Origin of the sequence: Sphingobium sp. S6, from assembly GCF_905120495.1 — a bacterium.
Classification (GTDB): domain Bacteria; phylum Pseudomonadota; class Alphaproteobacteria; order Sphingomonadales; family Sphingomonadaceae; genus Sphingobium; species Sphingobium agri.
Window position 1 is genome coordinate 375,856 of sequence record NZ_CAJHOG010000001.1, and the last position, 24,870, is coordinate 400,725.

Consider the following 24,870-nt stretch of genomic DNA (forward strand, 5'->3'; position numbering starts at 1 on the left):
AGAACCACAGAACCAGCGGGGAAAAGGCGGCAATTTCAATATGTTGATGGTTCTGGCGTGGTTCTGCGTTGGTTCTCGCGAGAACCGCCACCCCTGACCCGAATGGCGACGACCATTGGCAATCCAACTTACCTGCCACCCAACGGGCCGGGGTGCAACGGGAAACATACTGGTCGCGCGAGAACGGGCCAGGGATCGTCCGGACGCGGGGAGCGAATGCAGAGCGGCCGCCGGTCGCTGCGCGCGTCGCCAGCTGCTGCGCAGCCGTCGCCGTGCTCGCTGCGGCCGCAGTTGAGGCGCCAAGATCTTCCCTCGGCGAGAGAGCCCCAAGAGAGCACCCGCGCACCGCGTCGCTGCGCGCCGCTGCGGGTGCGATTTTCGCTCTTGACATGGCGCTTTCCTGCGGCGTTGCGCGGGCGAAAATCTTTTTTGTCGGGTGGATTGACAGGCGCATAATCATGCCTGGCCGCCCCCATTTTGCCACCGCGCGACGGCCGGGATTTCGCTTTCGTCAATGACCTGGTCGAGCGGCACCAGCGTTGCCGTGAGGCTCGATCGCGCGAACTTCACCTTGACCCCTTCGACGGCGCCCGGAGAGCGCCCCAGAGCCTGCGCCCACACGCCACCGGCCCATTTCTTGCCGACGAACATGCCCGCGATAGCCTGGTGCGAGTTGGCGACCGCCAGATAACCCGGCGTCTTGGGCTCCCAGACCTTGGAGCCCGTTTCCGTCGTGGTGACGATCTTGAGCCCAAGCTCCTGCAGGCGGCGATGGTACCGGTTCTCCGACGTGGGATCGCAGAGATCCTGCACGGCGGTTCCGATCCATGACCCGATGCTTTCCCGCTCATCACCGCCGCGTGCCTGCACCATCGTGGTGCGCAGGTGCGTCAGGCAGAGCTCATGCTCCTCAGCGCTGTCAGCCACTTCGCGCAGCAGCCGCACCTCACAGAGCGAAGCAATCTGCTCGACCGTCTCGATGTCGGGCAGCTCATCATAGAGCACCAGGTCAGCGCAGGCGAGTAGCGTGCCGAACTGGTCGCATGCGCGCGCCTTATGCCCCATGGCCGACAACGCATCGCGATAGGCGGCCAGCGTCGCGTCCCAGCGCTCCCAGCCATCGACCATGCGGCGCAGGATCTTGCGGCCCATCTCTGGCAGCCTCGCCGCCTTGAAGTCAGGAACCTTCGCACCCACGGGCAGGGGATTCAGCGCACACACGGCCCAGCGGCTGCGATCCTGCGGCTCCATCGGCGGAATAAGGATCGAGGAGGCCCAGAACACGCTCTGCAGCGTGAATTCCATGGCCTGATGATCCTGACCGCCTCGATGCGCGTCATCGCCGCTGGAAGCCACGCGCGCGAGCTCGAGGATGGATTTTGTTCGCCGCTGATCTTCCTCGGCCTCGAGCTCATCCAGGAACACTGGCACCGTGGAGTTGCGCAGGCGCTGACGAATGCCGGCCGCCGTCGTGTCGGCCGATCGCAGCGCCCCGCGTCCGATCAGCTGGTCGAGCAGCATACGCTTGCCGTTCAACGTCGATTTCCCGGTACCGCGCCCGCCCGTGATCCAAATATTCGAGCGCCAGTCGAGCGCGCCTCCGATCATGCTGGCTCCAACGGCGCCGATGATCAGCAGCGGATCCAGCAGCGGCCGCTTCCAGTTCCAGCTGGCGATCATGGCGCGCAGCTGCTCGCCCACCTGTACGGGCGCGGGTTCCGGCCACGGCGCCGCGATCGGCGCCGCGCTAGGATAGACATGGTCGCCATGCAGCCCGGTCGGGAAATACTCGATCGCATCGCCCTCACCGTTAAGGCGCAGGCGCTTGCGCATGACCTGGTTGCCCAGGTGCAGGATCAAAGCATCATTGCTGCCACGATGGGCGCCGGCGCCACGGATGCGACCGGCAGGATCGAAGATGCCGCGCCTGGTGCATTCGATGATCAGCGCGCGGCTCGCCTCATCCTGTTTGAAGCCGGTAATGCGCGATGGCTCGGTAATTTCGCCCGTTTGTTTGTCGACCTTGGGCGCAGACCATTGGGGGAAGTTTAATTCGAGCCAGTTATACTTGGCTCCGAAAAGACCAACGAGGCTGTTCTTGCCGTGTCTATTGCCCATATCCAGGCCGATTATTTGGCCGTTGATATCGAGATACCAGCATTTCTGATCGAGCACGCCCAGGCAGGCGATCGGGCAGTCACGGGGCAGGGGCGGCGCGTCGAGATCGTCGCCATCGTCATAACCGCCGAACGGGCCGATATCGCCCTCATCGGCCAGCTGGGGCGCATCCTGCGCGCCGTCGATCGCGGATGCTATGTCGACGATATTGTCTCTACGTGTCGCCATTATTCAGCGCCCCCGACAAGGGCGGCAGAGCAGTGCGAAGCTTGCCCCCCCCCAAAGACTTTGTTCGCCAGGATCACTTCCCAGCCCACCGGCGGCGCATCAGGGACCGCGCCGATCGCCCTCGCCTTGCACTGGCGGCAATGGACAACGCCGCTCATGCGATGTCACCCCGCACGAAGCGGTCAAAGCGCTTCTCCATCTCGCCATAGCGCGGCAGCTGCAGTTTCTCGGGACGGGGCCGAGGAGGGAGAGGATCCCCCTCGGCCCGCACGCCGGCAGCGGGAAGCGTCACGCCCACCGCTTCCACTGCCTCGGCCAACGCCCCCGCCGCGTCAGCCTTCCTCAACTCCGCCATGCGCGCCTTGGCCTGGGCAGGGGTGCAGCCGCTGCCCAGGATCTTAGCGCAATCGGTGAAGCTAAACAGATCGCCGCGCAGCTGCTGCAGCTCGCGATCGCGGCGCGGCGTCCATCGGAACGGCCGGCCATCACCTTGCGCTTTCACCTTGCCGGCGGCGATCGCCAGCGCCTGCTCAGACGTCATTGCCCGCGTCATGCAGCCTTCTCCCCAGCGCCACCGCGCTGCAGCCATTCGTTGAAATCTTTGAAGCCGACCGGCGGCATCGCATATTTGACCCGCACGCCCCGCGCCTGCTGGCGGGCGATCACCCGCTCGAGCAGATCGACGGCCGGGCTGCCTGCCTCATCCCGATCGCACATGATGACCAGCTCGCCGACGCGGTCCGGCCACACGATCGACCCGATATTGCCGAGCGAGTAGCCCGCACCGATGCGGATCTCTGGCTTCGCCATCGCGACCGTCAGCGCGTCCTCGATGCCCTCGGCGATATGCATCGCTTCGCCCTCGGGCATGTCCGCCATCGACTTGCCCGACGCACCCTTGCGCAGCGGGATGAAGGATCCGGCGCACGCGCCCAGCACCATCTTGGCATTAGGGCTGTCCAGCTTCACCCAGCCACGGCGCGGATCATGCTGCAGATAGGTGCGATGCGTGGCGACATGCTGCCCGTCGGGCGTGAACATGGCCGACACCATCGCCGGGATCTTCACGCCCAACTCGCGGTTCCACACCTCGGCATGGAAACGCAGCGCACCAGGCCAACGCCCGATCGCGTCGAGCTTGATGCCGCGCCCACGCAGATACGCCTCGGCCGGGGTGCCGCCGATCGGCTTGCTCCCCATCCACAGCGCGACCGCGCGCCTCCGCTTCTGTTCCTTGATCTCGCGCTGCTTGCGGGCATCTTCCTCCGAGGCCTCGCGCGCTTCCCGCTTGACAATCTCTAGCCGGCCGGGATCGAGATGGTCGAGCCCAAGCCAGCTCTTTGCCCACTTGATCGCCGCGCCCATGTCGCCGCCAAAGCGCACGAGGCGGATCAGGTGCAGGCAGTCGCCACCCTGATAGCCATTGCCATCGGCGACGGAGAAATCGGTCCACATGCCCTTGTTCGGGCCGGAGACGTTGATCTTGAGCGACTGGCCCGGCTCGCCCGACAGCGACCCAACCGAAAGGAAATGACCGTCGCGCCGCGCGTTCGGCAGGAGCTCCCACGCCAGCTGCTCGATGCTTTCGCGCAGCAGCTGCTCGATCTCGCGAACCTCGATCGCATAGCGGGGCCCGGGCGCGCTCATTGCAGCCCCCGGCGCCAGTCGCGGATCTTCCGCACCAGCTCGTATACGGCGATCAGAACGACGATGCCAATCGCCCACTTCATCGCTGCCACTCCGGCGGCCAGACGAGCGGCGTGGCATCGGCCATGGCGCCGCCGATAGGACCCACCAGCCACGGGGCGCGAGACGGATCACGATCGTCTGCGGATCCGGCGAAGGCGGGAACCTGTACCCCCGCCGGATCCGAGGCGACCCTCGACGACGTCAATGCATCGCCGATCGGCAAACCTTGAGCTTCGCGCAGCAGGCGATCGGCGACGCGCAGCTCGATGAGCGCATCATTGACCGCGCGCACCGCGTTGCGCTTCCGCCATTTCGCTTGAGATATCGCCCCCGCCGTCATGGCTAACTGCCTCTGAACCGCTGGAACACCAGCAGCGAGAGAGATTTCGTTAACCATGTTCCCGCAGGCTTTTCCCTTACGGAAAACGCTATTGAGCGGGGATTATCTTGGATTACTGGATTGAAAATGCGCCTGACGTCGGAACCACTGGCGACAATGTTCGAATGAAGACGGGCGCCCACGGCGTTGTCATGCCGCGCCATGTTGCCTTGCGCCTGGCGCGCGAATTGCTCGCCGCCGTGCGCGATCTCGAAGATCGACCGGTCGCGCCGGCGATACCGATCCGCACCGCTGGATAGGCGCGATCGGGGGGTCGCAAACATCCGGGCGGCGAGGGACAAACCCCGCCGCCCTTCATTCCATGCCGTCACAACTCTCAACGACAAAAGCACAGCTGGCATGGAAGAAATCAGCCCCCGCGCAGTCATGCAGCATCCTTCTGCACGTCGAGCGGCGGGAGATCATAGAAATCATTGGGTGAGACCGCGCCATCCGTCAGCGCGTAAAGGTCCGTCATCGTAGCTTGGCCGGGGATCCGCTTGCGCTTTTCCCAATCGTTCCACGCCGCACGCGTCACGCCGATAAGCCCGGCGGCGTGCTCCATAGTCATCGGCTTGCCGTTCACAATCTGTGACCGACGCCACTTCTCTAGGGGGTGCACTGAGCGTTTCGACATGGGACGTCCGAGTTAGCATTCTGCTAACACCTTGACAACGCTTTGTTCGCAATTCACCAGCTATTTTCATGTCAGCAGAAGTCTTACATTTTCGTCCTATGACGGAGATGCCGAACAGGATCAGAGAGTTGCGCATGGCGCGAGGCTGGTCCCAGGACCAACTGGCAGCGCGCGTGGGCTGCTCTAAGCCTCAAGTCAGCGATCTTGAACGCGGCAATCGCGGGCTCGATGTTGACTGGATGCGCCGGCTTGCCGATGCGCTGGGTGTCCTGCCCGCCCATCTCCTCAGCGACCATGACAATCCCGAGCGTCTCACCGACGAGGAACGGGCCCTGATCTGGCGCTATCGCGACATGCCGGCCGGGGAGCGGGAGATGCTGGAACGCGTTGCAGACGTGCGTCCAGCCTATCGCGAACAGCCGAGGGATAAGAACGCCGCCTGATGCGGCGCGTTTTTAAAGATGGCACCGCATCGCTCGTGCGAGCGGCGATAATTGCGCCAAGCTCACTGCCATTCTTCGGCTTGATTATTGATGCGGCGGGCTTCCCGATAGCAGGCGGCATGCTCATTGATATCGGCCTAGTCGGCATAGGGCTGTCGATCGTTGCATTGGTTTGGCTAGGAGTGAGGAACTATTAACTCAGAGGGCAAACGAGCGCAGGTTCTTGCGCGGTGCCCTCACTGGCCCGTTAGCATAATGCGAACTTAGCTGTTGACGATGTTAGCATATTGCTGACATAAGGGCCCCGTTCAAACCGAACGGAGGCTCAATGCCATGCACCTTGTCCCGATTGCGGCCGACAATGTGATGCCCTTTCCGGCGATGCCGGCAGCGTCACGCCCGGTTCGCCCATCTGCACTACCCGAACGCCCCGAACCGACCTGGTCGATGGCCGCAATCGCCCGCATGCTGGGCGTCAACCATCGCAGCGAGCGGTGGCAGCGCGCCTATTTCCAGCAGCTGATCGCCAACGCGCATTTCCCGAAGCCGCTGCCGACGATGCACCGCGGCGCGCTGGTGACGGACGTTGTCCCCCGCCGCTCGCGCTGGCTGCCCGCCGCCGTCACGGCATGGATCAGCGGCCAGCTACCCGCCGAAGCACTTGAAGCCGCCGAAGGGCAGGCCGCCACCGAAGCCGCCGACCGCCTCGACGCCGCTGCCGACAATCTCTTCGGAGGTGACGCCGCATGAGCGAGAACCGGGGGGCCGACTTCATCCACATCAAGACGACGGAGGATCCCGATCACGATGTCCCCGTCGCGCCCATTGTCGTCGAAGGCGTCACGTACCTGCCCGCAGGCGAATGGTCCTTCATCTCGCTGACGGACGAACGCGACGACAGCATGACGCACGGCATGATGATCATGCGCATGGCTGGCGCGAGCCGCATGGGCCTCAACATGGCGATGTCGCCGGCGACGCTGCGCCATACCGCTAAGCGCATGGCGGCCGTCGCCGATCAGATCGAGAAGCATGCACGGGCGAAGGCTGACGCCGTATTCGCGCGCGCAGCTGGAAAGAGCCGGACGTGACAGCCCCCCGCCGCGTCCGTCTCCAGGCGCCACCGCGCCGACCCGATCCGTTGGTGGGGGAGCTAGACACTCCCGCCCAGCGGATCGGGCTTGCGGTGGCCATCCTGACCGTCTGCGTCGGCCTGCTGATCGCCGCGCCCAACCCCATCGCCTGGTGACACCCCTGCCAGAGGGACTGCGGCCACCGCTCGGCCGCCCGCCCGACCAGCGCCTCGATGCCGACGCCTGCCCCTGCAGCGACTGCCTCGAAAGCTACGAGCGCACCCCCGAACCGGAGAATTTCGATGTCAATGACTGACTGCGAATTCGAAGCCGATCTCGATCCCGAAACCGGCTTCCCCCGCATCCGCTACAATTTCGACAATGGCTGGACCGCCAGCATGGTGATGCACATGGGCATCAGCACGACGCGCAGCATGCACGCCAGCGTCGCGGCCTGGCCGACCGGCAAGGCCGGGCCCGGCTTTATCGAACAACTGACCGAGCTCGGCGCCGACGAGGCGATCAGCTGGATCTTCGCAATTCGCCAGCGCTCCGACGTGCGGCGGGAGGCAGCATGACCATGAGGTCTCGCACACCACGCTGCCGATACTGCCACGACACCGGCTACATCCGTGTTCTACGCGGCAGCAACCACGACGGCAGCCCATATCACCGCACGGTCGCCTGTACGCACCGGCGCGGCCAGCAGGAGAACTGGTAATCATGACCGACCAGTTCACCCCGCAAAGCCTGCGCCTCACACCCGAGCCGCCGATCGCCACAGCGACCAGCGAACCGACCCTCGAATTCCTCACAGGTCCGGCGTTGCGAATGATTATCGCCGAGCGGATGGAGCAGATCGAGAAGCACGGTTATCTGCCCGAGCGCGATCTCAACTATGACCAGGCCGAGCTGGCGCTCGCCGGCAAGGCCTATCTCGACACCTACGTCGATCTCGCCCTCAACCCCGACATCGTGCGCAAGCCCGGCGATCTGCCCGACAGCTGGCCGTGGCAGCATGATTTCTGGAAGGAGCCGGGCCCATCCGACCAGGTCAAGGCGCTCGTGAAAGCGATCGCCCTCCAGATGGCCGAGCTCGATCGCGTGCTCGCAGCTCAAGCCATCATCCATGCGGCCCGGCCGCTTATCACACAGGAGTAATCATGAGCGAGGGGAACGTCGCAGCCGACCAGCTGCGCCTGCTGATCGAGCGCATCGAGCGCCTCGAGGAAGAGAAGAAGGGCATCAGCGACGACATCAAGGATGTCTATCTCGAGGGCAAAGCCACCGGCTACGACACGAAGATCATGCGCGAGATCATCCGCCTGCGGAAGATGCCGAAGCATGACCGGCAGGAAATGGAAGCCATCCTGCAGACCTATCTCGCCGCGCTGGGGATGGAATGATGATGCTTCCCGACGATCACGATCGCCGGGAGCACGAGGCGCGCGAGCGGGCCGAGCGGGGAATGCTCGGTCTGGTCGCCGCCTTCGTCCTGATGATGATCTACCGCGTCGGTCAGGCTTGGGCGGAGGGGCGTCTCTGATGCCGCGCTCGAAAGCTCCGGCATGGACGTCGCAGGAGATCGCCATCCTGCAGGATATCTACCCACGGGAGGGCATCAACGGCGCGGCCGACGCGCTACCCGATCGGTCATGGCAGGCAATCTATGTCATGGCATCGAAGCTGGGGATCCGATCGAGCGTCGTCACTGATGCGCCCAAGCCTGCACTGGCAGGCCCCGAGCTCGAGGAAGCCATCCGCCTGCGCGAGCAGGAGGGATGGTCCTTCGCCCGCATCGGCGCGCATCTCGGCGTCTGCGAAAGCTCCGCCTGCAATGCCGTCCTGATTGCTCTGTGCCCGCGCAAGGGCTTCACCCCGGCACAGCGCGACAATAAGGGCCGGTTGACGGCCGAGGGGCTTGAGCGCCTTCGCCTGATGCTGCGCAAGGGGATGAAGGCCGTCGATATCCAGCTGCAGCTGGGCCTTAGCGCCTCACGCATTGCAGAGGAACGCCGCCGCTACCGCGCCGACCTGAGAGCACGCGGCAAAGCCCCGCTGCCGCAACCAGGTGGCGGCGAAGCCTATTCCGGCGTCAAGCTCACGAAGGCCGCCCGGGCAGAGGTCGAACAGCTGCTGCTGCAGGGCTATGGCGCGCAGAAGGTGACCGAACGCACCGGCGTCAGCAACACCAGCGTCGGCCGGATCCGCAACCGCCTCATTCGCCGCCTCCGCCGCAAGGGCGAGACGCTGCCCGGGTGCGATCGCGACGGCCGGCGCGTCAGCGCGGCCAAGGTATCGAAGCTCTACATTCCTGCCGAGGCCGTGGAAGCACTGCGCCAGCGCATCCTTGCGCGCGAACCGGTTGCCCGCGCCGCCGCCGAGCTCGGCATCGGTGGGAGTTCCGCCTACAAGATCCGCGATGCGCTTGCCGCCGAGCTGCGCGCCCAGGGTGAGGAACTGCCAGCGCCCATTCGCCTTGGACGAGGAAAGGAGGCGCGATCGCGCGCTGCTTCCGCCCGATGGCTGCCAAAGGGGCAGATCCACCGTTTCCGCCAGCTGTCGATCGAGCATGGCCACGATCAGGCCAAGCGCATGATCCTGGAAGAGATCGCCGAGGAAAAGACTGCCCGCGTTTCCCGCAAGCTCACTTTCGAGGAGCAGCTTGCGGCCGTGCGCGAAGGCAAGGCGACCATCACCACAAAGTTTCAACCCACTCGCCGCGCCCCCGACGGAACCCTCGGCGGCGTCGCCACCGGAATGCTCTGATGACGAACGCGAAATATTTGCAGATCCATCGACTGCCGTCCCAGATCGAAGCCGTTCGCGCCCGACTGGCGCAGCTCGAGCGCACCCCGCGTCACGAACGCAAAGCCTACTGGCTGCGCCGGCATTCGACTGTGACCGCCAAGCACAAGCGCCTGATTGCTCGCGCCGCCGAGCTCGGCCTCCGAGATCTCGCTCAAGCAGGAGAAGTTGCATGACCGGCATCGACTATCTGTTCCCGTGCCTTTCACCCGAAAGCGCGGATCCGCAGACGATCCCCACGCGGCTGCTGCGCGAGGAGCTCGAGCGCGAGCTGCACCAGCGCCGCAACAGCTATCCGGCGCGCGTCGATAAGGGCCGCATGTGCCGCCACGATGCAGAGCGCGGCATCGACCTGGTGCGCGGCCTGGTCGAGCACTATCGCCGTATCGAGACGATGGACGCCTGGTACGAGGGGCAGAACGGCCCGCAGGGCGATGCCCTATGGCAGGCGCACCTGAAACAGGAGGAGGCCGCCGACAAGGCGCTGCAGCCCTTCCGCTGGTCGGAAGTCGTCATCGCCCTGCAACGCGAGATCCTGCTGCGCCGCCGCTACTATCCGCAATGGATCTCCGGCGGCACGCTCGAGCCGATCCGCGCCCGGCACCAGCTCGAGCGGATCGAAACGGTCCACTTCCATTGGTGGGTCGGCATGGCCCAATTCATGCCCGACCATCTGCACCACAAGCAGGAGGCTATGCGCAAGCCCGGCCCAGAGCGCGAGGAATATCAGCGCTGCGCCCGCGAGCACCGCGCCCGCTTCGACTATTCCAACAACCGCGGCACTTATGTCGCCGCGCCCGAGCAGCAGCAGGAAATGGCGCTGTGATCCCCGATTTCACCAAGGGAGCGGCCGTCGAACTAGCGCGCCGTGCCCGCAACAAAGGAGCATTGCCGCCGATGACCTGGAAACCCGATATCGTGATTTATCACAGTCCCTGCGACGATGGGTTTGGCGCGGCATGGGCGGCATGGAAGCGCTGGGGCGACAGCGTCGAATATGTGCCCGCCACCTATGGCAAGCCAGCACCGGACGTTGCCGGCAAGAACGTGCTCATGGCTGATTTCAGCTACAAGCTTGCTGAACTTGACCAGCTCGCCGCGAGCACAGCCTCCATCGTCATTCTCGATCATCACAAATCGGCACTGGCCGAGCTGGAACCGTATCGCTTCACCGAAAGCGGATCAGGCGCGATCAGTGCGGACGATATCGCCGACATGCTGCGCGTCCTTCATGAACGCGATCGATCGCCAGTTATCGCGATCTTCGACATGGATCGCAGCGGCGCGCGCATGACATGGGACTTCTGTCATCCCGGGCAGGAAGCGCCCGAGCTGATCCGCATGATCGAGGATCGGGATCTCTGGCGCTTCGACATTCTCGAGACGCGCGCATTCAGCCTCTGGCTGCGCAGTCACCGTTACGACTTCCACACCTGGTCGCGCATCGCCGCCCAGCTGGACGGCGATCGGGACGGGATCATGGCGCAGGCAATCGCGATCGAGGGCTTCTACGACCAGAAGATCGCCGAGATCGTAACCACCGCACGCTGGGCGAAGATCAATAATGTCCCGGTACCGATTGCCAACTGCACCTGGGCATTCGCCAGCGACGTTGCGCACGAGCTGCTGATCAAGCACCCGGAAGCTGCATTTGCCGCCACCTACTATGATCGCGGCGACGGATCCCGCACCTACAGCCTGCGCAGCGAGGACGAGCGCGACGACGTGTCGATCCATGCCCGCCGCTATGGCGGCGGCGGCCACCGCAACGCTGCAGGCTTTGAGGTGCCGGCGATATGAGCGATCTTTGGTTCGCATGGCGGCCAGTCCGCCTCACGTCTGGCAAATGGGCATGGCTTAGGAGGGTGCATCGCACCCGACGCGGCACATGCACATTCAATCCTGAAACAGACCGGACATGGTGGGAGTATTGGGCATGATCCTCAATTGCTATGTGGACGATCGCACCCTTGCCATCCTGCAGCGGGTCGCCGCCGAGACAGACCGCTCAATCGAGGATCTGGCCGAGGCCGCCATTGCTGAAACGGCGCTCGATGCCGATCGGAAAGATCCCCGGCATGGCTGACGGCACCAAGATCGAATGGACCGATGCGACCGTGAACGCAATCAACGGCTGCTCTGTCGTCTCGCCGGGATGCACGAATTGCTATGCGATGCGGCTTGCCGGTACGCGGATGAAGAACCATCCCACGCGACTGGGCCTGACGATCAACAGCAAGGCAGGCCCGGTTTGGAATGGCGAGGTCCGCCTTGTTGAGCAGGCGCTTTTGCAGCCGCTCCGCTGGCAGAAGCCGCGCATGATTTTCTGGAACGCTCACGGCGACATGTTCCATCCCGCAGTTTCAGACGATTGGATTGACCGCTGCTTCGCAGTGATGGCGATGACACCTCAGCACACCCATCAGGTGCTAACAAAGCGCGCTGACCGGATGCGCGAATATTTGAACGATCGCGGCATTGTCCGTCGGATCTGCGAAGCCGCCTATAATATCCATCGGGCCCGGCCGTGCTTTGACGACGGGCCTGAGTTTTCGCGCGGTAACTCGCGCCGGTTCAATGCCAAGATGAAGGAATGGTGGGAACATATCGGTGCGCTCACCGCTTGGACTGTTCGCGGCGGCTGCGCAGCGGTTCAGTTCGATCGGCAGGAACCCGGCGCAGATTACCCGTCGCGCCTTGCCTGGCCGCTGCCGAATGTCTGGCTAGGCGTTTCGATCGAAGACCAGCAGCGGGCAGACGAGCGCATCCCGCACCTGATCTTCACTCCGGCGGCAGTGCGCTGGCTATCGATCGAGCCGATGTTGGGACCGATCGACCTCACATCGATTAGGGCGCCGCGCGAATCAGACGAGCCAGATCTAGACACTGACTGGCGGTTCGATGCGCTAGAAGTCGGCGATTATTATTGGTTTGACGCCAATGGATACAGCGAAGGCGGCGATGGCCCCTATCGCGATAATCGGATCGACTGGATTGTTGTTGGCGGAGAGAGCGGGCCGGGCGCTAGACCTATGCAGGTCCAATGGGCGCGTTCCCTGCGCGACCAGTGCGCCAATGCCACCTGTCATGGAGAGGATGCAGCCGTGCCGTTCTTCTTCAAGCAATGGGGCGACTATCTGCCCTGCGACCAGATGCAGGCAGACGGCAAGATCTGGACAAACGGCAGCAACAGCGCGCTTCGCGCACATAAGTCTTTCACAGGTCGATATCTGGACGGGGTGAAACATGACGGCGTGCCGATCGCGAGCGATTGACCCAGCGCCAGCACCGCGCCCATAATTACCCGGCCTTATCGACGGAAGGCTTCCAATGGCAAAGATCGAGATCCCCGGCCTGGTCATCAAGCGGCGGGGCAAGAAAACCTATCATTACTGGCAACCCTCGGCGACGCTGAAAAAGGCGGGCTGGCTTTCCATCCCGCTCGGCACCGACTTGCGCGATGCGATGCGCGCGGCCGAGGCGCAGAACGACAAGATCGAACAGTGGCGATCGGGCGGCGCGAAGCCGCGCACCGTCAAGAAATACATCAAGGGCGGCACCATGGATCAGCTGCTCGATCGCTACAGAAGCGAGCGCCTGCCGCAGCTCGGCCTGAAAACCCAGAACCAGCAGCGATCGGTTCTCAGCATCATCCAGCGCTGGGCGGGACCGGAGCAGCTCGCTCACATCGATCGCACCCGCGTTCGCAAATTGCGCGACGTGCTCATGAAGCCGGACAAGGAGGGCGAGGTGAAGCACCACCGCGCCGCCGCCACCATGCGCATCCTGCACAGTCTGCTGCAGTGGGGCATAGACAATGGCCTGTTGCCGGAGGACACCAAGAACCCGGCAGCGAACCAGAAAGTGCCGACGCCGCCCTCGCGCGATCAGTCCTGGTCGACGGCCGCAATGGACCTGATGACGCAGGCCGCCTTGGACGAGGGACAGCCCGGCCTAGCGCTGGCGCTCCACCTCGGCCGCGAAGTCGGCCAGCGCGAGGAGGACATCCTGCTGCTTTCGCTAGGCAAATGGATCGAGATCCCGCGCCACAAGCTGAACCCGGAAGATTTCGAGCGCCTGGCCGAGCCGGGCCCGGACGGAACGCTTAGCGTCTGGGGCATTCGCCTGCGCCAGGGCAAGACCCGCATATGGGTGGAGATCCCGATCGTCGGCCAGACGCGCCGCTTGATGGAGCAGGCTGCCGACCAGGCGCGGCGCATTGGTTCGACGCTGCTGCTGCATGAGAACTGGATCCCGACGCACTTCCGCGATCGCACCCAGCTAGAGCGGCAGCTGGAAGCGCAATGCCGCGAACAGGGCATTGAGCCCACCGAGCCGACGATCGCCGCCATGTTCCGCGACAGCCTGGTGCCCCGCCCATGGCATCAAACCCGCTTCCAGCGCGCCGTCCAGCGGATCCGAGCCACGGCCGTCGACAAGGCGCTTGCGAATGGCGAAGAGGAATTGGCGACGGAGATAGCCGACCTGCAGTTCCGAGACTTGCGCCGCACGGCTGTTATTTGGCTCGGCGAGCTCGGCATCGAGGACCATCTGATCGCGTCGATCACCGGCCACCAGCTGGACCATACGCGCAAGATCCTCGAAACCTACATGCCGCGCACGACGAAGATGGCCGGCAAGGCAATCGCTCTCCGCAGCGAACGCAGCAACGTCACGCCGATCGAGCGGAGCAAGAGCGCGTGACCGTGGCGGAGCGGATCTGCCGCGTAATATCTGAGATCCACGCCGCCGGCGGGCAACCGGCGCGGATCTACATCGATGAGCATTCAGTTTCCGAACTTGAGCGCAATGGCGGCCCTTGGCTTGTCAGCAAACAGGCGCTTCGCGGGACGGCCCGCAAGTTCATGGGGATCGTCATCACCACCGGAGCGATCGCCAATCCGCCGCGCGTGATCGACACCACCGGCAAGGCCTATTCTCTTGATCAAGAAAGCCGCGCAAGCTAAGGGCGGCTCAGCGACGTAGCGGGCATGTTGGAATTCCAACATTCCCCATGTTGGAACAGATTGGCAGAAACGCCAATTTATCTAGCAAATTCAACGCTTCGCGGGTGTAGCTCAATGGTAGAGCATTTGCTTCCCAAGCAAGTGACGAGGGTTCGATTCCCTTCACCCGCTCCACCTGAAACATAAGTTCCTCATCAAGCGGTCTGCCACTGGCTAGACCGATGATTGCGCGCAGGCGCGCAGATACCTCGATCTCGACGCCACGGGGCGTCTTGGCGGGGGTGATGGTCACTGTATCGATCAAGGCGCGCAGGCGGGGGATGGCCTCCAGCTGGGCTTCGGCGTTGCCCGCCAGCGCTTCGCTCAGCGCGCTGATCTGTTCGCGGTAGTCGTCGGCGATCTTTGGGTGCAGGGCGATCACCGGCAAGGCTTCGAGGTTGGCCAGCTGCTCTTCCGCTTCGGCCCGTTCCTTCGCTGCCTTGGTCATGATCTCGCGCACTTCCATGAATTCGCCAGCACCGTCGGCTAGAGCAGCCGCGAGGCGCTTCACTTTGTCAGTCGAGTTGCGCAACTTGCGCTCCAGGACTGAACGCTCCGCCTTGATCTCGGCCGAGCGGCGGGCAAGGTCCTCATGATATTCCTTCACGAAGATGGCGACATAGCGCGGATCCAGCAGGCCTTCCTGCAGCGCCTCCAGCACGCGCTGTTCGTACAGGTGGTTTCGGATCGTGCGATTGTTCGAGCAGTTGGATCCGTCGCGCCGGGCGCCGCATGCCCAGACACCATCACCGATGACGTTCCATGGTCCGCCACAGCATCCGCACCGACCTATGCCTGACAGTAGGCGCTTTGGCCGCTTTGCCTTGCGATAGGTAACGCCTTCCGTCTTGGCCCGCGCGGCCTGGGCAGCGTTCCATAGCTCGTCGTCGATGATGCGGAGATCCGGCGCGTCTTCGCTCATCCACTCCGATTCGGGATTGGGCTTGATCAGTGTCTTGCGGGTGCGTGGGTCCGTCACCTTGCTGGTGCGATTGTGGACGATCTTGCCGATATAGATCTGATTCTGGATCAGCCCGTTCATGCGCTGGCGATCGCCATGGATCGTGCTGCCGCGCCACTCGCCACCCCTCGGGCCCGGCACGCCGTCGGCGTTTAGGCCAGCGGCGATCGCGCGCGTGCTTCTGCCGGTGGCGACTTCGCGGAAGATCCGGCGAACGATCGCGGCCTGCTCTTCATCTACGACGCGCAGGCCGCGCAGTAGGTTGCCTCGGCCGTCGACCTGGTTGGCGGTGCGGTAGCCATAGGCGAGCCCGGCTGGCACGCGACCTTGCGACACGGTGCCGCGTTGCCCGCGCTTGATCTTAGCGCCCAGTTCCTTCCGGAAACGGGCATCCATGAGGCCCTTGATCGTTCCCGTAATGTCGTCGACTTCGCCGTCGGACAGGGTAAAAAGGCGGGCGCCAGCATAGTTCAGCCGCTCGCGGATCGCGAAGGCGTCTCCCTGGTGGCGGGCGATGCGATCTGTGGCTTCCGCCAGCACCTGATCAATGCCGCCCGATTCGACGCGCGCGAGCATGGCGTTGAGGCCGGGACGCTGGCCTTCTTCAATGCCTGCAGCTCCACTGATCGCGTAATCGGTAAATATGTCGATAATTTGCCAGCCTTCGCGCTCGGCGCGCTCGCGGCAGACGGCGATCTGATCTTCGATCGACCGGCTATTTTGCAGATGGCTGGAATATCGGGCGTAGATCAGGGTCCGCATGGGTGTTGGGCTTTCGACCTTTTCGGGCTGCGGCAAAATCGCGGGCCGATGTAGCACGCGCGAGCGCTTTCACAAATTCGACCACATCGGGGTCGAGCGGAGCGATGGAGACGTGCTTACCCATTGGCAGGCTCATCAAAGTAGGGCGACCAGCCAGCGGGCTTCAGCCACCGGTAGAGTTGCCACAGAGCGGTGATTTTCGCGCCATTCGCGGCGATCGACGTGTCGAGGCTGGTTTCCGCCTTGCACGCGGTTGCCCACGCGCTGCGCGCCATCGTGATGCGCTCCGCCCGGTTCCACTGTGTCGGCTGGCGCTTCAGACAGGCGGCATCGCCCGCATGGCAACCAGCCATCTGCTCGATGTTCGACCAGAGGATATCGTCCTGCCGCGCGCGATCGGACTGCGCCTGCCCAGCATCTGCAAATGCAGCCTTGCGGCGTGCGCGTTCGTCCTGAGCGAACTGGTGCAGCTGGGCTGGCGAAGGCTCAGACATTTGCTGGCTCCGCTTCGATATATTCAATGAACCAATCAGGATGGTACGGCATGGCGTGGTGCTGCCCATCCAGGCGGATCATCAGGTAGGCACCTGTGCTGCCGGTGATCGTGCCAGCGACAGGATGCCGCCCGCCTCGCCAATTGACCCGGCCGCCCACCTTCGCGGGTACGCCGTAAGTCCTGCGGATATATTCCATGCTCACAGGAAAATCCTTGTGATCAGTGCGTCAGCCCACGCACACAGGCGAGCCATGACCGGGAACACGGCGAACCACACGCATGCAGCGCCAAGGCCGATCAAGCCGGGAATGACGGGACTGAAGCGTCCGTTGGATTCAGGGCCGTTGAACAAGACGGGTCACCGGTTGGTCGCGCGGCATCGGCTCAAACAGCAGGGCCGCCGCGATCTTGTGTCGGTAGGCCGCGAACATGCTGCCGATCGTCCAGCCTGCGAGCAGGAAGGCGCTGACAAAGATGACCGCGGCGATCTGGCTGAATGCGCTCACTGAACCGCTCCGCGCACGTAGAGGGGCGTGCGGTCATAGCCAGCGCCGATATGGCCAGCCTTGCGCCAGCCAAGGCGGCGCAGCAGCTGCGAAATCTGGACGTTGTCGCGCGGGGCGGGGATGCGGCCTTCCTGCGCGGCGGTGGCAAGGTCTCGCGATAGACTGAGCAAGCCGATCTCATTCGCATCGCGTAGATGGCGCGCGATGAACAGGCCGATGCGCTTCCCTGCCTCGCTGGCATCGGTGAGCGCGATCATGGCGTTATCGTCGGCAATCTTCGGATCGACCAACTCACTGATGTTGGCGCGTCGGCTTAGGCTGGCTGCGGCACCTTCCCGGGCAATATGGGCCGTCCCGTCGGCGGCATGGCTAAGAACGCGCCAGCGCAGCCCCAGAAAGAGCGCAATGCTGCCGGGGTAGGGGAAATGGTTTTCGCACTGAAGCATGTCGAGCCTCCATTGATGTCGAAGGCCGTGATAGTGTGATGCATCACACTTCGTCAAGTGAATATGGTGTGATCAATCACAAGGTTCTTGAAATGTTCTTATGGTTCCGGAATCTGGAGGTGTTCGAAGGAGGTGGCGAGTCGTGGATGAAGTCTATTTTGTGCGGGTAGTAGGCGTGTCAAATTACCAGCAGGCCCTTTCGGAAAGCTATGCTGGGCAAGCCGTCCGCTTCGTGCATGAGCCCGACAATCCTTATGACGAAATGGCCCTGCGAGTAGAAAATTCGGCGGGCTCTACCATCGGCTACATTCCGCGAAGCAGCTGGTTGCGGGCAGTCATTCACGAAAGGGGGCGCGGCGTTTCTGGATCTATTTCAAGCATCGGCATGGCCCGGTCGTGCATGCTAGGCGTGACGATCAGCGTTGCGATTTGCGACGATGACGTGATCGTTGCATCCTATTTCCCAGACCAACTTCCGCCTGAACCGCCAAAGGGAGGCTTCCGTTACTGGGTCACTTCTGAAGCAGGGTCCGACCAGCGCGCGGCATGACAAATATGATCGGCGTCGCCCAAGTCACTTCCACGTCCTCGATGTCCGCCGCATTTAGAGAACGTAACGTGTGAAAGCCCGGCCTGCTGCCTCGTGCCAGTAGCTTGATGTACGTTTCGCCTGTCGCCAACCGCACGGCGCAATACTCACCGATGTAGTGCTCCAGCACGCCATCGTGTTGACGGCTGATGTACACAATGTCTCCCGATGAATAACGAGGGAGCATGGAATCGCCGACGACCTCCAAGGCTTCCAACGGTCCTACTGCGCCTGGTGGGCGGGGCGCAGTCTCAATGCCCGAGGTCTCATCGAATACAATGGATCCGCCTGCGCCTACGCGACCGGTGATCGGCACCTGCTCAAATCCCAGAAGGTCCTCCAGAGGGGCGTCGAGTGCATCGGCTAGTCGGCGCAACGTGCCCAGCTTTACATCCGACCCTTCGCGATCGAGAAAGTCTCGGACGGACGTCTCACCTAAGCCTGCTTTTTTCGCTAACGGCTTCGATTTGATCTGACGGCGCTCCATCAAATTGCGCAGGGCTTCGCGAACGCGATCGACTTCAGACAGGTTCTGCATGTGTGACGTATCACACAAACGTGCATGCCCAGGGTAGAAGTGAAGCATCACACCTTGACGGTGTGATACATCACACTTATAGCCCGACATATGACTGATTTGCTCCAAGCCGTTGAGGCCTATTTGGCCCAAACTGGGATGGCTCCTACTGCCTTTGGTGATGGGGCTCTGAACGACCGTCATTTTGTCCGTCAACTTCGCAAGGGGCGCCGCACTTTCCGCGACACCGAAGATCGGGTGCGGAAGTTCATGGCTGCCAATCCCCCAGTTGATACGGAAACGGCTCAGGCAACGTCACCGGGAAACAACGGGGAAAATTCCCCTCAATCAGTGGAGTTGGGGGCATGATCTGCGATCGGTTGCTGCGTCTGGAATGTCTGAGGCTTGCCATGCGGGGGGCGCCAAGCGACAACGCGCTGGAGAGGGCGCGGGCATATAGCGATTTCGTCGTGGGCAGTGCCCCGTCGGCAGATATGGGCGCCGATCCGCTTGGGCAGTTCCTTGCTGACTGCGCCGTGGTGGATGCGGAAGCGCATGTGCCGTCAGCGCATTTTTACGAACGCTTCCTTGCATGGTGTAGAGCTACCGGCGCCCGCGAATGGACGCCCAAGGGTGTCAGCAAGGCCATGCTCGACAAGGGGTTCGACAAGCGCTCCACGGAAAACGGGTTGCAGTGGATCGGCATTCGCCTGGCTGACGAGGTCAGCCAGTAATGGACGCCCGCTGCACCTCCGGCCTGATTAGCTCCAAGGCATCTTCCAGCGGTTCCTGGAACCCGGGCGCACCTTCATGCAGTGCAATGTCGGCTTCGATGCGGCGAAAAACCGCGTTGGCGAAGCCGGGATCGCGCACATCCAGTTCTTTCAGCATCGCGGTGATGAAGGCGATCGCTGCGGTCCCGTCACTGGTGGCGGTGGTCAATTCAATTCTCCTTCGTGGTCGATTCGAGCGCGCCACGATAGCCGAAGGGGGCGCGGTTCAGGATCCGGTTCTGAATATTTGTTGCCGCGTCCCCGGAGGGCATGCCTGACCATGCCGCAGGGGGATATCACGAGCGGGGAAAAGGCCCTGGCGCTGGCTACCAAGCGCGCGATCGAAGCGGCTGGCGGGCTGGAGCGCTGCGCAGAGGAAACCGCAGTCAGGAAGAGCCAGCTGTCACGGTGCAGTTCCGTTAATGAACCCGACAGCATCACGGCGCGCGACGCGGTCACCGTCGATCTGCTGGGATCGCGAGTGGACGGCCACCCCTTCATCCTGCGCGCGATGTGCCGCCAGCTTGGTGGCGTCTTCGTGCCGATGCCTGAGCCGCAGGACGATGCCAACGGCCTTACCCTGACGGTAGTGGAGCTGGCGGGCGAGCTTGGCGATCTGTCGGACAGCATTCGTTCCGCGATCAGTGCGCAGGGGGAGCAGGGCGAAGAGATCTCGCCGCGCGAGCAGGACGCGATCCGCGCCGACATCCAGGCGATGCTGGAAACGCTGGCTGCGCTCGATCGGCGCCTGCTGACACCGAAGGGGGAGCGCTAGGGCATGCAGCTGATGAGCCCCGAGCAGATGCGGGCGTGGGTGCGGCAGGCGCGTCCCGGGGAGGATGTCGTCTATTCGCTTGGCGCTCGCCCGGCCGACACGATCGCGGCGGCAGTCCGTGCCATGCATGAGGAAGGGCTGGTTGCCATGACATCCAAGCGGGTGACCGGCGGCTTTCGTTTCATCGCGCAGCGTCTGCCAGACAGTCATTCGGAGCGTGCCCGCGAGCGGGAACCGCAGAATCGGGGCCGCTTTTCCCGGCGTGAGATCAAGGGGCGGCGCACCGCCGAGCGGCTCATCATGAAGATCCTGACGGCGGCGGCTGAAAAGGCGCAGCCGTGCCCAACGAACGCGGAATTGGCGCGGCGCGTCGGCCTCTCCGGCGCGGTGGCGGCGAGCTACCGGATGCGCCGATTGGTCGCGGCTGGCGATATCGTCGTCGAGGAGCCGTCGCCGATTGAACGCCGGGTGGTGACGATCGTCGCCACAGGCAAAAAGACGCGGAGGGCTCTGCTGTGAGCGACATGGTGCAATGTCATGGCTGCACCGTGATGGTGCAGGGATTGTCCGACGCTGCCCTGCCGGCTGGCTGGGACGTGGTGCGCACCCCGGGCTACAGCCCCGTCTATTTCTGCGTCGGCTGCGTCGATGCTGGCACGATGGAGCAACATCGGGCGCAGCGGGGCCTGCCCCGGCGCGCCCAGTGGCGCTTCGCGAATGGGATCATGGCGGTGTACCGCCCAGCCACGCGGCAGGTTCTCCTCGCAACGCCTGACGGCATGGCCGAGATCTGCGAGCAGGAGGCGGAGCAGCTGGTTGCCGCGATCGCTGCGGCGCTCGCCACGCGTGAGGTCGCCGCCCAGCTTGAGATGGAGGCGCGCCGGTGACCTTCGTCGACATGATCATCACCCGCCGTCACTTCGAGGCACGGTACAACCAGGTCGGCCGCTGCATGCTGGCCGATCTGGCCGAGATATTCGGCATCACGTTCGACACTGCCGAGCGATGGGCCGACGAAATCGACCGCGACACACAAGATCAGATTGCCGCCTCCGGCCCCCTTAACGGCGGCGGCATAGCGGGGGAGGGCGCCCAGGCAATCAGCGCCGCCCCCGCGCCCCATTCGAGACAGCCATAAGCCGGAACCGGCACGCCAAGAGAGAAGGACGTTCCATGCCAAGAGCGAAGAAAGCGACAGCAAAGGCGGCACCCGACCAAATTGCCGATGCCGGGATCATCGTTGCACCCATGTCCATTCAGCCGGTGCCGCTAGGCCGCCTTGTCCGTGCGCCGGAAAACGTGCGTCACACCGACAAGGCGGCCGATGTAGAGAGCCTGGCCGACGATATCGCGGCGCACGGGCTGCTCCAGTCGCTGATCGGATATGTCGGCGACACCGATATCGACGCGGCGGCGGTTTACATCATCGGCGGTGGGCGTCGCCTGCAGGCGCTGCAGCTGCTGCGCGAGCGCGGGTCGATCGATGACGCTTACGAAGTGTCGGTGCTGATCCGCGATCAGGCCGAGGCGATCGAACTGTCGTTATCGGAAAATCTGGCGCGGCGGGACATGAACCCGGCCGATGAGTTCGCGGCGTTCCAGGAACTGATGCGGCCGGGCACGATGTCCCCTGCCGATATCGCCAAGCGGTTCGGCTTTTCGGAACGATATGTGAAGCAGCGGCTGCGGCTGGGGAGCCTCGCTCCCCAGATTCTTGACGCTATGCGTGAGGGCAAGCTGACGATCGACGCGGCAATGGCCTATGCGCAGGCGCAGGACCAGAAACTGCAGCTGAAGGTGTTCAACGCCCAAGCGAAGAGCAACTGGAAGCCGCATGATCCGCACTCGATCGGGCTCGCCTACCATAATGCCCAGATGACCACGAAGGACGCCCTGTTCCTTTTCGTCGGCGCTGAAGATTATGAGAAAAAGGGTGGCGGATATGAGGACGACCTGTTCGGCGAGGCCGATCGTTGGGGCGGCAGGAAGATCACAGATGCCAGCATCATCCTCTCGATCGCGAAGGATCGGGCGGCATTTCATCAGGTCCGCCTGCTCTCAGAGGCGAAGGATGTTTATCCCGGCACCGTCGATGTCCTGATACCGGGCGGCATCCGCCGCAGCGCTCCGCCCAAAGCGCCTAAGGGCTACAAGCTGGTGGACAAGGGCTATCGATCGGAGCCGACCTATGCCCAGCTGCGCGAGAAAGCGGCGCAGTTAGGGCTGGATATCGTGCGCATCGCCAGCGTCAACAATGACGGCGTGCTGGCGATGGAGGAGCAATTCTACGTTCCCGCCGATCGGCATGCAGAAGTGCTGCCGCCCGTCGGCAGCGATCGTCAGCAGGAAACGCCTGAGCAGATCGCCGCCCGCAGGCGCGCCCAGGAGGTCCGCAAGGTCGCCGCGTTCCTGGCGGCAAAGGAAATCCGCGATGAGAAGGTCGAGGGTCGGCACTTCTGGCGGTCCATGCGCCCCGATCTCTGGCACGCGCGCGCAGTGGATGGCATCGGCAAATGCTACCCCGTGATCGTCGATGTGCTGGTGACGTCGGAAGAGATCGACGCGAAATTGGGCGCTGCCGAAGCGGAGTTTGATCGGCAGGAAGCGGAAGAAGTTGCCCGTCGTGAAGCTGAAGAAAAGGCGGCGGCGGACGCTGCCGCTGCGGTCGAGGCGCGCCGGGCCGAAGTGCTGGGGATGGATCCCGCGCCCGCCGTTATCCACGTCGATGGAATGGCCCACTTTCGTTGGGCCAGCGGTGCATATGCGGATGAGCAGGAAGAGACGCCCGCCGCCGAAGAATGCAGCCTCTATGACGATCTGGAGGAACTGCTGGAGCATGCAGAAAGCATCGGCCTGACGTGGCCCTCGATCGAGGCCTGGGCGGAGAACCCCCATGGCGAAAATGTCCCTGAAGTAGAGGAGGAAGCGGCGTGAGCTGGGAGCCTATCAGCAATGTGAAGCCTGCGGCGCCGTCTGCGGCGAAGGTGCCCCCGATGGGCGTGAGTGTTGCCGCTCGCAAGCTGAGTTCGCGGCTGGGGAAAACCGTGCGCTACATCAAGGTCGCGATCGGTCCCCAGTTGGCGAAAGCGCTGTGCATGGTCGGCGACCAGGCCGGACTTCGATTGTCGCTGGGGGGGGGCAAGTTCGCTGGGCATGTAGCGCTGAGCGTAGACAATGCCGCCGATTGCTTCCGCGCCAAGAGAGGAAAAGATGGAGGCTATGTGCTGACCATCAACGAAGCGAGCGCGGAGGGGCTGTTCGCATTGGAGTTTCCCCCCTTTGCGACGGCGGCGGATCTGCAGCCGCTGGAAAAGGGCAAGCCTCCTTTGGCCGCTTTCAAAGCCAGCGAGCCGATGCTCGCCGTCGAGGATTGAGAGTGTGGGCCGTTTCCTCCCGCGCTTCGCGATCGTCGATCATGCCGCATCCGGCATCGATGCAGATGAAAACCCTGAATGGTTCGAGGGACGCGGCCTCATGATCGAGTGGGGCTCCTTCCTCGTGGAAATCGTATTCTACCGGAAGGATCGGCCGGCATGATCAATGTCAATGTGAAGGTTTTGCGGGCTGCGCTGAAGGCGGTCAATGCCGTGGTCGAAAAGCGCACGACGGTGCCAATCTGCGCGACCGTGCTGGTGCGATCGACGCCCGGGCAGATGTTCCTGACCGGCACCGACTTGGAAATCATGGTCGAAAAGACCGTCGATCTGGAGGATGCGGGCGCGAACACAGCCATGAACTTCTGCGTCGATGCGTCCCTGCTGGCGTCGATCGCGGGCAAGCTGCCTGCGGAAGGCGTCGCCAAGATCGAGGCCGACGGCAACACCGGCATCACGATCAAGTGCGGCCGTGCCCGCTTCAAGCTGCCGACACTGCCTGCCGATGATTTCCCGGTCCTGGCCGCCCGTGATTGGGACGCGGAGTGGGAGCAGGACGGAACGCAGCTGGTGCAGATGATCGAGAGCGTGCGCTTCGCCATCTCGACCGAAGAGGTCCGCTATTATCTGGGCGGTATCTTCCTCCATGTGCCGAACGGGTCGGAATGCCAGTTCGCGGCCGCGACAGATGGGCATCGCTTGGCGCGCTTCCATTGCGGCGTCGCCGATGGCGCGGATGGCATGCCCGACATCATCGTTCCCCGGAAGGCCGTTGCTGCGCTCGCCCAGCTGCTGGACGAAGAGGGCGGTACGGTCGGCGTGGCGGTCAGCACAACCAAGTTCCGCTTCGAGGTCGGCAAGACGGTGCTGACGGGCAAGCTGATCGAGGGGACATTCCCGGATTACACCCGCGTCATTCCCACGGACAACCGGCTGGACTGCTGGTTTGAGCCAAGCCCACTCGCCGAAGCGGTGGAGCGGGTGCTGACGATCAGCAGCGACAAGACAAAGGCGATCGCCTTCAACTTCGCCGCGCAGGCCGTCACGCTGGAGGTCACCAGCCCCGAGAACGGCACGGCGAGCGAGGAAGTGCCCTGCGAATATGAGGGCGAGCCGCTGCGCATCGGGTTCAACGGCAGCTATCTGCTGGACGTGCTGAAGCATTTGAAGGGCACCGATTCCGGGAATGAGCGGGCGCGGGTGAAGCTGGCTGATGCCGCTGCGCCATCGCTCTGGCAGACCAGCGATGATGCCGCGCGCCTATATGTCCTTATGCCGCTGAGGGTCTGA

42 protein-coding genes, 1 tRNA gene and 1 pseudogene are annotated in these 24,870 nt (G+C 63.5%); 32 read left to right on the forward strand and 12 right to left on the reverse strand.

Translation table 11 applies throughout. The annotated features are described in order from the left end of the window. Positions 1-456: 456 nt before the first annotated feature. The 4 genes from SPHS8_RS01890 to SPHS8_RS01905 all read right to left on the reverse strand — a co-directional run bounded on the left by SPHS8_RS01890 (position 457) and on the right by SPHS8_RS01905 (position 4,375). Positions 457-2,346, reverse strand: coding sequence for a hypothetical protein (locus SPHS8_RS01890; protein ID WP_201513638.1), 1,890 nt, complete (start codon positions 2,344-2,346; stop codon positions 457-459). Between the two features lie 154 nt (positions 2,347-2,500). After that, entirely contained in the window at positions 2,501-2,899 is a 399-nt protein-coding gene (locus SPHS8_RS01895; RefSeq protein ID WP_201513639.1) for a hypothetical protein, read from the reverse strand. Then, positions 2,896-3,993 (reverse strand): DUF7146 domain-containing protein, encoded by a 1,098-nt coding sequence (locus tag SPHS8_RS01900; RefSeq protein ID WP_201513640.1) that lies wholly within the window; start codon positions 3,991-3,993, stop codon positions 2,896-2,898. The genes SPHS8_RS01895 and SPHS8_RS01900 overlap by 4 nt, the downstream gene beginning before the upstream one ends. 79 nt (positions 3,994-4,072) lie before the next feature. Continuing rightward, positions 4,073-4,375, reverse strand: a complete 303-nt coding sequence (locus tag SPHS8_RS01905) for a hypothetical protein (protein ID WP_201513641.1) — start codon at positions 4,373-4,375, stop codon at positions 4,073-4,075. A gap of 107 nt (positions 4,376-4,482) precedes the next feature. Here SPHS8_RS01905 and SPHS8_RS01910 point away from each other — a divergent pair, with 107 nt between their 5' ends. Beyond that, a complete protein-coding gene (locus tag SPHS8_RS01910) occupies positions 4,483-4,674 on the forward strand; it encodes a hypothetical protein (protein WP_201513642.1) in 192 nt (63 codons plus the stop codon). A 125-nt stretch (positions 4,675-4,799) separates the two neighbouring features. Here the strand turns inward: SPHS8_RS01910 and SPHS8_RS01915 are convergent, their stop codons facing one another. After that, entirely contained in the window at positions 4,800-4,985 is a 186-nt protein-coding gene (locus SPHS8_RS01915; RefSeq protein WP_201513643.1) for a helix-turn-helix domain-containing protein, read from the reverse strand. Between the two features lie 173 nt (positions 4,986-5,158). Between SPHS8_RS01915 and SPHS8_RS20570 the strand changes: the two genes are divergently transcribed. The 20 genes from SPHS8_RS20570 to SPHS8_RS20295 all read left to right on the forward strand — a co-directional run bounded on the left by SPHS8_RS20570 (position 5,159) and on the right by SPHS8_RS20295 (position 15,180). Then, a complete protein-coding gene (locus tag SPHS8_RS20570; RefSeq protein ID WP_268933186.1) occupies positions 5,159-5,494 on the forward strand; it encodes a helix-turn-helix domain-containing protein in 336 nt (111 codons plus the stop codon). After that, the gene (locus tag SPHS8_RS01925) at positions 5,494-5,691 is read left to right on the forward strand and encodes a hypothetical protein (protein WP_201513645.1); all 198 of its coding nucleotides are present in this window, start codon (positions 5,494-5,496) and stop codon (positions 5,689-5,691) included. Before SPHS8_RS20570 ends, SPHS8_RS01925 begins: the two co-directional genes overlap by 1 nt. A gap of 136 nt (positions 5,692-5,827) precedes the next feature. Further along, positions 5,828-6,244: a hypothetical protein gene (locus tag SPHS8_RS01930; RefSeq protein WP_201513646.1), complete on the forward strand. Its 417-nt coding sequence runs from the start codon at positions 5,828-5,830 to the stop codon at positions 6,242-6,244. Continuing rightward, complete coding sequence (locus SPHS8_RS01935; protein WP_201513647.1) at positions 6,241-6,585, forward strand: hypothetical protein; 345 nt, start codon at positions 6,241-6,243, stop codon at positions 6,583-6,585. Before SPHS8_RS01930 ends, SPHS8_RS01935 begins: the two co-directional genes overlap by 4 nt. After that, positions 6,582-6,743, forward strand: a complete 162-nt coding sequence (locus tag SPHS8_RS01940) for a hypothetical protein (RefSeq protein ID WP_201513648.1) — start codon at positions 6,582-6,584, stop codon at positions 6,741-6,743. The genes SPHS8_RS01935 and SPHS8_RS01940 overlap by 4 nt, the downstream gene beginning before the upstream one ends. Next, positions 6,740-6,883, forward strand: a complete 144-nt coding sequence (locus SPHS8_RS20290) for a hypothetical protein (protein ID WP_236574923.1) — start codon at positions 6,740-6,742, stop codon at positions 6,881-6,883. Before SPHS8_RS01940 ends, SPHS8_RS20290 begins: the two co-directional genes overlap by 4 nt. Continuing rightward, on the forward strand, positions 6,876-7,145 hold the full coding sequence (locus SPHS8_RS01945; protein WP_236574924.1) for a hypothetical protein: 270 nt from the start codon (positions 6,876-6,878) through the stop codon (positions 7,143-7,145). Before SPHS8_RS20290 ends, SPHS8_RS01945 begins: the two co-directional genes overlap by 8 nt. A 145-nt stretch (positions 7,146-7,290) precedes the next feature. Further along, complete coding sequence (locus SPHS8_RS01950; protein ID WP_201513650.1) at positions 7,291-7,728, forward strand: hypothetical protein; 438 nt, start codon at positions 7,291-7,293, stop codon at positions 7,726-7,728. Positions 7,729-7,730: 2 nt separating this feature from the next. Further along, positions 7,731-7,973 (forward strand): DUF2312 domain-containing protein, encoded by a 243-nt coding sequence (locus SPHS8_RS01955; protein WP_201513651.1) that lies wholly within the window; start codon positions 7,731-7,733, stop codon positions 7,971-7,973. Further along, a complete protein-coding gene (locus tag SPHS8_RS01960) occupies positions 7,970-8,113 on the forward strand; it encodes a hypothetical protein (RefSeq protein ID WP_201513652.1) in 144 nt (47 codons plus the stop codon). The genes SPHS8_RS01955 and SPHS8_RS01960 overlap by 4 nt, the downstream gene beginning before the upstream one ends. Next, positions 8,113-9,336, forward strand: a complete 1,224-nt coding sequence (locus SPHS8_RS01965) for a hypothetical protein (RefSeq protein ID WP_201513653.1) — start codon at positions 8,113-8,115, stop codon at positions 9,334-9,336. Before SPHS8_RS01960 ends, SPHS8_RS01965 begins: the two co-directional genes overlap by 1 nt. After that, positions 9,336-9,551, forward strand: a complete 216-nt coding sequence (locus tag SPHS8_RS01970) for a hypothetical protein (protein ID WP_201513654.1) — start codon at positions 9,336-9,338, stop codon at positions 9,549-9,551. The genes SPHS8_RS01965 and SPHS8_RS01970 overlap by 1 nt, the downstream gene beginning before the upstream one ends. Further along, positions 9,548-10,201 (forward strand): hypothetical protein, encoded by a 654-nt coding sequence (locus SPHS8_RS01975; protein ID WP_201513655.1) that lies wholly within the window; start codon positions 9,548-9,550, stop codon positions 10,199-10,201. Before SPHS8_RS01970 ends, SPHS8_RS01975 begins: the two co-directional genes overlap by 4 nt. A gap of 71 nt (positions 10,202-10,272) precedes the next feature. Beyond that, positions 10,273-11,175: a hypothetical protein gene (locus SPHS8_RS01980; protein ID WP_201513656.1), complete on the forward strand. Its 903-nt coding sequence runs from the start codon at positions 10,273-10,275 to the stop codon at positions 11,173-11,175. 118 nt (positions 11,176-11,293) lie between these two features. Continuing rightward, on the forward strand, positions 11,294-11,461 hold the full coding sequence (locus tag SPHS8_RS01985) for a hypothetical protein (RefSeq protein ID WP_201513657.1): 168 nt from the start codon (positions 11,294-11,296) through the stop codon (positions 11,459-11,461). Next, positions 11,430-12,650 (forward strand): phage Gp37/Gp68 family protein, encoded by a 1,221-nt coding sequence (locus SPHS8_RS01990; RefSeq protein ID WP_236574925.1) that lies wholly within the window; start codon positions 11,430-11,432, stop codon positions 12,648-12,650. The genes SPHS8_RS01985 and SPHS8_RS01990 overlap by 32 nt, the downstream gene beginning before the upstream one ends. A gap of 55 nt (positions 12,651-12,705) precedes the next feature. Next, positions 12,706-14,079 (forward strand): hypothetical protein, encoded by a 1,374-nt coding sequence (locus SPHS8_RS01995; protein ID WP_201513659.1) that lies wholly within the window; start codon positions 12,706-12,708, stop codon positions 14,077-14,079. Next, the gene (locus tag SPHS8_RS02000; protein ID WP_201513660.1) at positions 14,076-14,342 is read left to right on the forward strand and encodes a hypothetical protein; all 267 of its coding nucleotides are present in this window, start codon (positions 14,076-14,078) and stop codon (positions 14,340-14,342) included. Before SPHS8_RS01995 ends, SPHS8_RS02000 begins: the two co-directional genes overlap by 4 nt. 100 nt (positions 14,343-14,442) lie before the next feature. Continuing rightward, positions 14,443-14,516, forward strand: a tRNA-Gly gene (locus SPHS8_RS02005). A 457-nt stretch (positions 14,517-14,973) separates the two neighbouring features. Next, positions 14,974-15,180, forward strand: coding sequence for a hypothetical protein (locus SPHS8_RS20295; protein WP_236574926.1), 207 nt, complete (start codon positions 14,974-14,976; stop codon positions 15,178-15,180). On the opposite strand, the pseudogene SPHS8_RS20300 reads toward SPHS8_RS20295, so the two are convergent. The 5 genes and pseudogenes from SPHS8_RS20300 to SPHS8_RS02030 form a co-directional block, all read right to left on the reverse strand. Continuing rightward, positions 15,085-16,104 (reverse strand): annotated as a pseudogene (locus SPHS8_RS20300) (recombinase family protein); the annotation flags it as partial. The gene SPHS8_RS20295 and the pseudogene SPHS8_RS20300 sit on opposite strands and share 96 nt — an antisense overlap. A gap of 116 nt (positions 16,105-16,220) precedes the next feature. Next, on the reverse strand, positions 16,221-16,598 hold the full coding sequence (locus SPHS8_RS02015) for a hypothetical protein (RefSeq protein ID WP_201513661.1): 378 nt from the start codon (positions 16,596-16,598) through the stop codon (positions 16,221-16,223). Beyond that, positions 16,591-16,803, reverse strand: a complete 213-nt coding sequence (locus tag SPHS8_RS02020) for a hypothetical protein (RefSeq protein WP_201513662.1) — start codon at positions 16,801-16,803, stop codon at positions 16,591-16,593. The genes SPHS8_RS02015 and SPHS8_RS02020 overlap by 8 nt, the downstream gene beginning before the upstream one ends. Before the next feature lie 132 nt (positions 16,804-16,935). Next, on the reverse strand, positions 16,936-17,106 hold the full coding sequence (locus SPHS8_RS02025; protein WP_201513663.1) for a hypothetical protein: 171 nt from the start codon (positions 17,104-17,106) through the stop codon (positions 16,936-16,938). Next, entirely contained in the window at positions 17,103-17,552 is a 450-nt protein-coding gene (locus SPHS8_RS02030) for a hypothetical protein (RefSeq protein WP_201513664.1), read from the reverse strand. The genes SPHS8_RS02025 and SPHS8_RS02030 overlap by 4 nt, the downstream gene beginning before the upstream one ends. A gap of 142 nt (positions 17,553-17,694) precedes the next feature. Here SPHS8_RS02030 and SPHS8_RS02035 point away from each other — a divergent pair, with 142 nt between their 5' ends. Next, on the forward strand, positions 17,695-18,102 hold the full coding sequence (locus SPHS8_RS02035) for an HIRAN domain-containing protein (protein ID WP_201513665.1): 408 nt from the start codon (positions 17,695-17,697) through the stop codon (positions 18,100-18,102). On the opposite strand, the gene SPHS8_RS02040 is transcribed toward SPHS8_RS02035, so the two are convergent. Continuing rightward, the gene (locus SPHS8_RS02040; RefSeq protein ID WP_236574927.1) at positions 18,065-18,679 is read right to left on the reverse strand and encodes a helix-turn-helix domain-containing protein; all 615 of its coding nucleotides are present in this window, start codon (positions 18,677-18,679) and stop codon (positions 18,065-18,067) included. The genes SPHS8_RS02035 and SPHS8_RS02040 overlap by 38 nt on opposite strands. Positions 18,680-18,769: 90 nt before the next feature. Between SPHS8_RS02040 and SPHS8_RS20305 the strand changes: the two genes are divergently transcribed. Beyond that, the gene (locus SPHS8_RS20305; protein ID WP_236574928.1) at positions 18,770-19,027 is read left to right on the forward strand and encodes a hypothetical protein; all 258 of its coding nucleotides are present in this window, start codon (positions 18,770-18,772) and stop codon (positions 19,025-19,027) included. Beyond that, complete coding sequence (locus SPHS8_RS02045) at positions 19,024-19,392, forward strand: primase-like DNA-binding domain-containing protein (RefSeq protein ID WP_201513666.1); 369 nt, start codon at positions 19,024-19,026, stop codon at positions 19,390-19,392. The genes SPHS8_RS20305 and SPHS8_RS02045 overlap by 4 nt, the downstream gene beginning before the upstream one ends. Here SPHS8_RS02045 and SPHS8_RS02050 read toward each other — a convergent pair. Beyond that, the gene (locus SPHS8_RS02050) at positions 19,382-19,600 is read right to left on the reverse strand and encodes a hypothetical protein (RefSeq protein WP_201513667.1); all 219 of its coding nucleotides are present in this window, start codon (positions 19,598-19,600) and stop codon (positions 19,382-19,384) included. The two genes, SPHS8_RS02045 and SPHS8_RS02050, sit on opposite strands and share 11 nt — an antisense overlap. 111 nt (positions 19,601-19,711) lie before the next feature. Between SPHS8_RS02050 and SPHS8_RS02055 the strand changes: the two genes are divergently transcribed. Genes SPHS8_RS02055 through dnaN form a run of 8 tightly spaced genes read left to right on the forward strand, consistent with a single transcriptional unit; the run spans position 19,712 to position 24,870 of the window. Then, entirely contained in the window at positions 19,712-20,206 is a 495-nt protein-coding gene (locus tag SPHS8_RS02055) for a phage regulatory CII family protein (RefSeq protein ID WP_201513668.1), read from the forward strand. A gap of 3 nt (positions 20,207-20,209) precedes the next feature. Next, positions 20,210-20,725 carry a winged helix-turn-helix domain-containing protein gene (locus tag SPHS8_RS02060; protein ID WP_201513669.1) on the forward strand — a complete coding sequence of 172 codons (516 nt, stop codon included), beginning with the start codon at positions 20,210-20,212 and terminating at the stop codon, positions 20,723-20,725. Continuing rightward, positions 20,722-21,093: a hypothetical protein gene (locus SPHS8_RS02065; RefSeq protein WP_201513670.1), complete on the forward strand. Its 372-nt coding sequence runs from the start codon at positions 20,722-20,724 to the stop codon at positions 21,091-21,093. The genes SPHS8_RS02060 and SPHS8_RS02065 overlap by 4 nt, the downstream gene beginning before the upstream one ends. Further along, on the forward strand, positions 21,090-21,344 hold the full coding sequence (locus SPHS8_RS02070) for a hypothetical protein (protein WP_201513671.1): 255 nt from the start codon (positions 21,090-21,092) through the stop codon (positions 21,342-21,344). Before SPHS8_RS02065 ends, SPHS8_RS02070 begins: the two co-directional genes overlap by 4 nt. Positions 21,345-21,379: 35 nt before the next feature. Beyond that, positions 21,380-23,140: a ParB/RepB/Spo0J family partition protein gene (locus SPHS8_RS02075; protein ID WP_201513672.1), complete on the forward strand. Its 1,761-nt coding sequence runs from the start codon at positions 21,380-21,382 to the stop codon at positions 23,138-23,140. Beyond that, the gene (locus SPHS8_RS02080) at positions 23,137-23,580 is read left to right on the forward strand and encodes a hypothetical protein (protein ID WP_201513673.1); all 444 of its coding nucleotides are present in this window, start codon (positions 23,137-23,139) and stop codon (positions 23,578-23,580) included. The genes SPHS8_RS02075 and SPHS8_RS02080 overlap by 4 nt, the downstream gene beginning before the upstream one ends. A gap of 4 nt (positions 23,581-23,584) precedes the next feature. Then, positions 23,585-23,743 (forward strand): hypothetical protein, encoded by a 159-nt coding sequence (locus tag SPHS8_RS02085; RefSeq protein ID WP_201513674.1) that lies wholly within the window; start codon positions 23,585-23,587, stop codon positions 23,741-23,743. Then, positions 23,740-24,870 carry a DNA polymerase III subunit beta gene (dnaN, locus tag SPHS8_RS02090; RefSeq protein ID WP_201513675.1) on the forward strand — a complete coding sequence of 377 codons (1,131 nt, stop codon included), beginning with the start codon at positions 23,740-23,742 and terminating at the stop codon, positions 24,868-24,870. Before SPHS8_RS02085 ends, dnaN begins: the two co-directional genes overlap by 4 nt.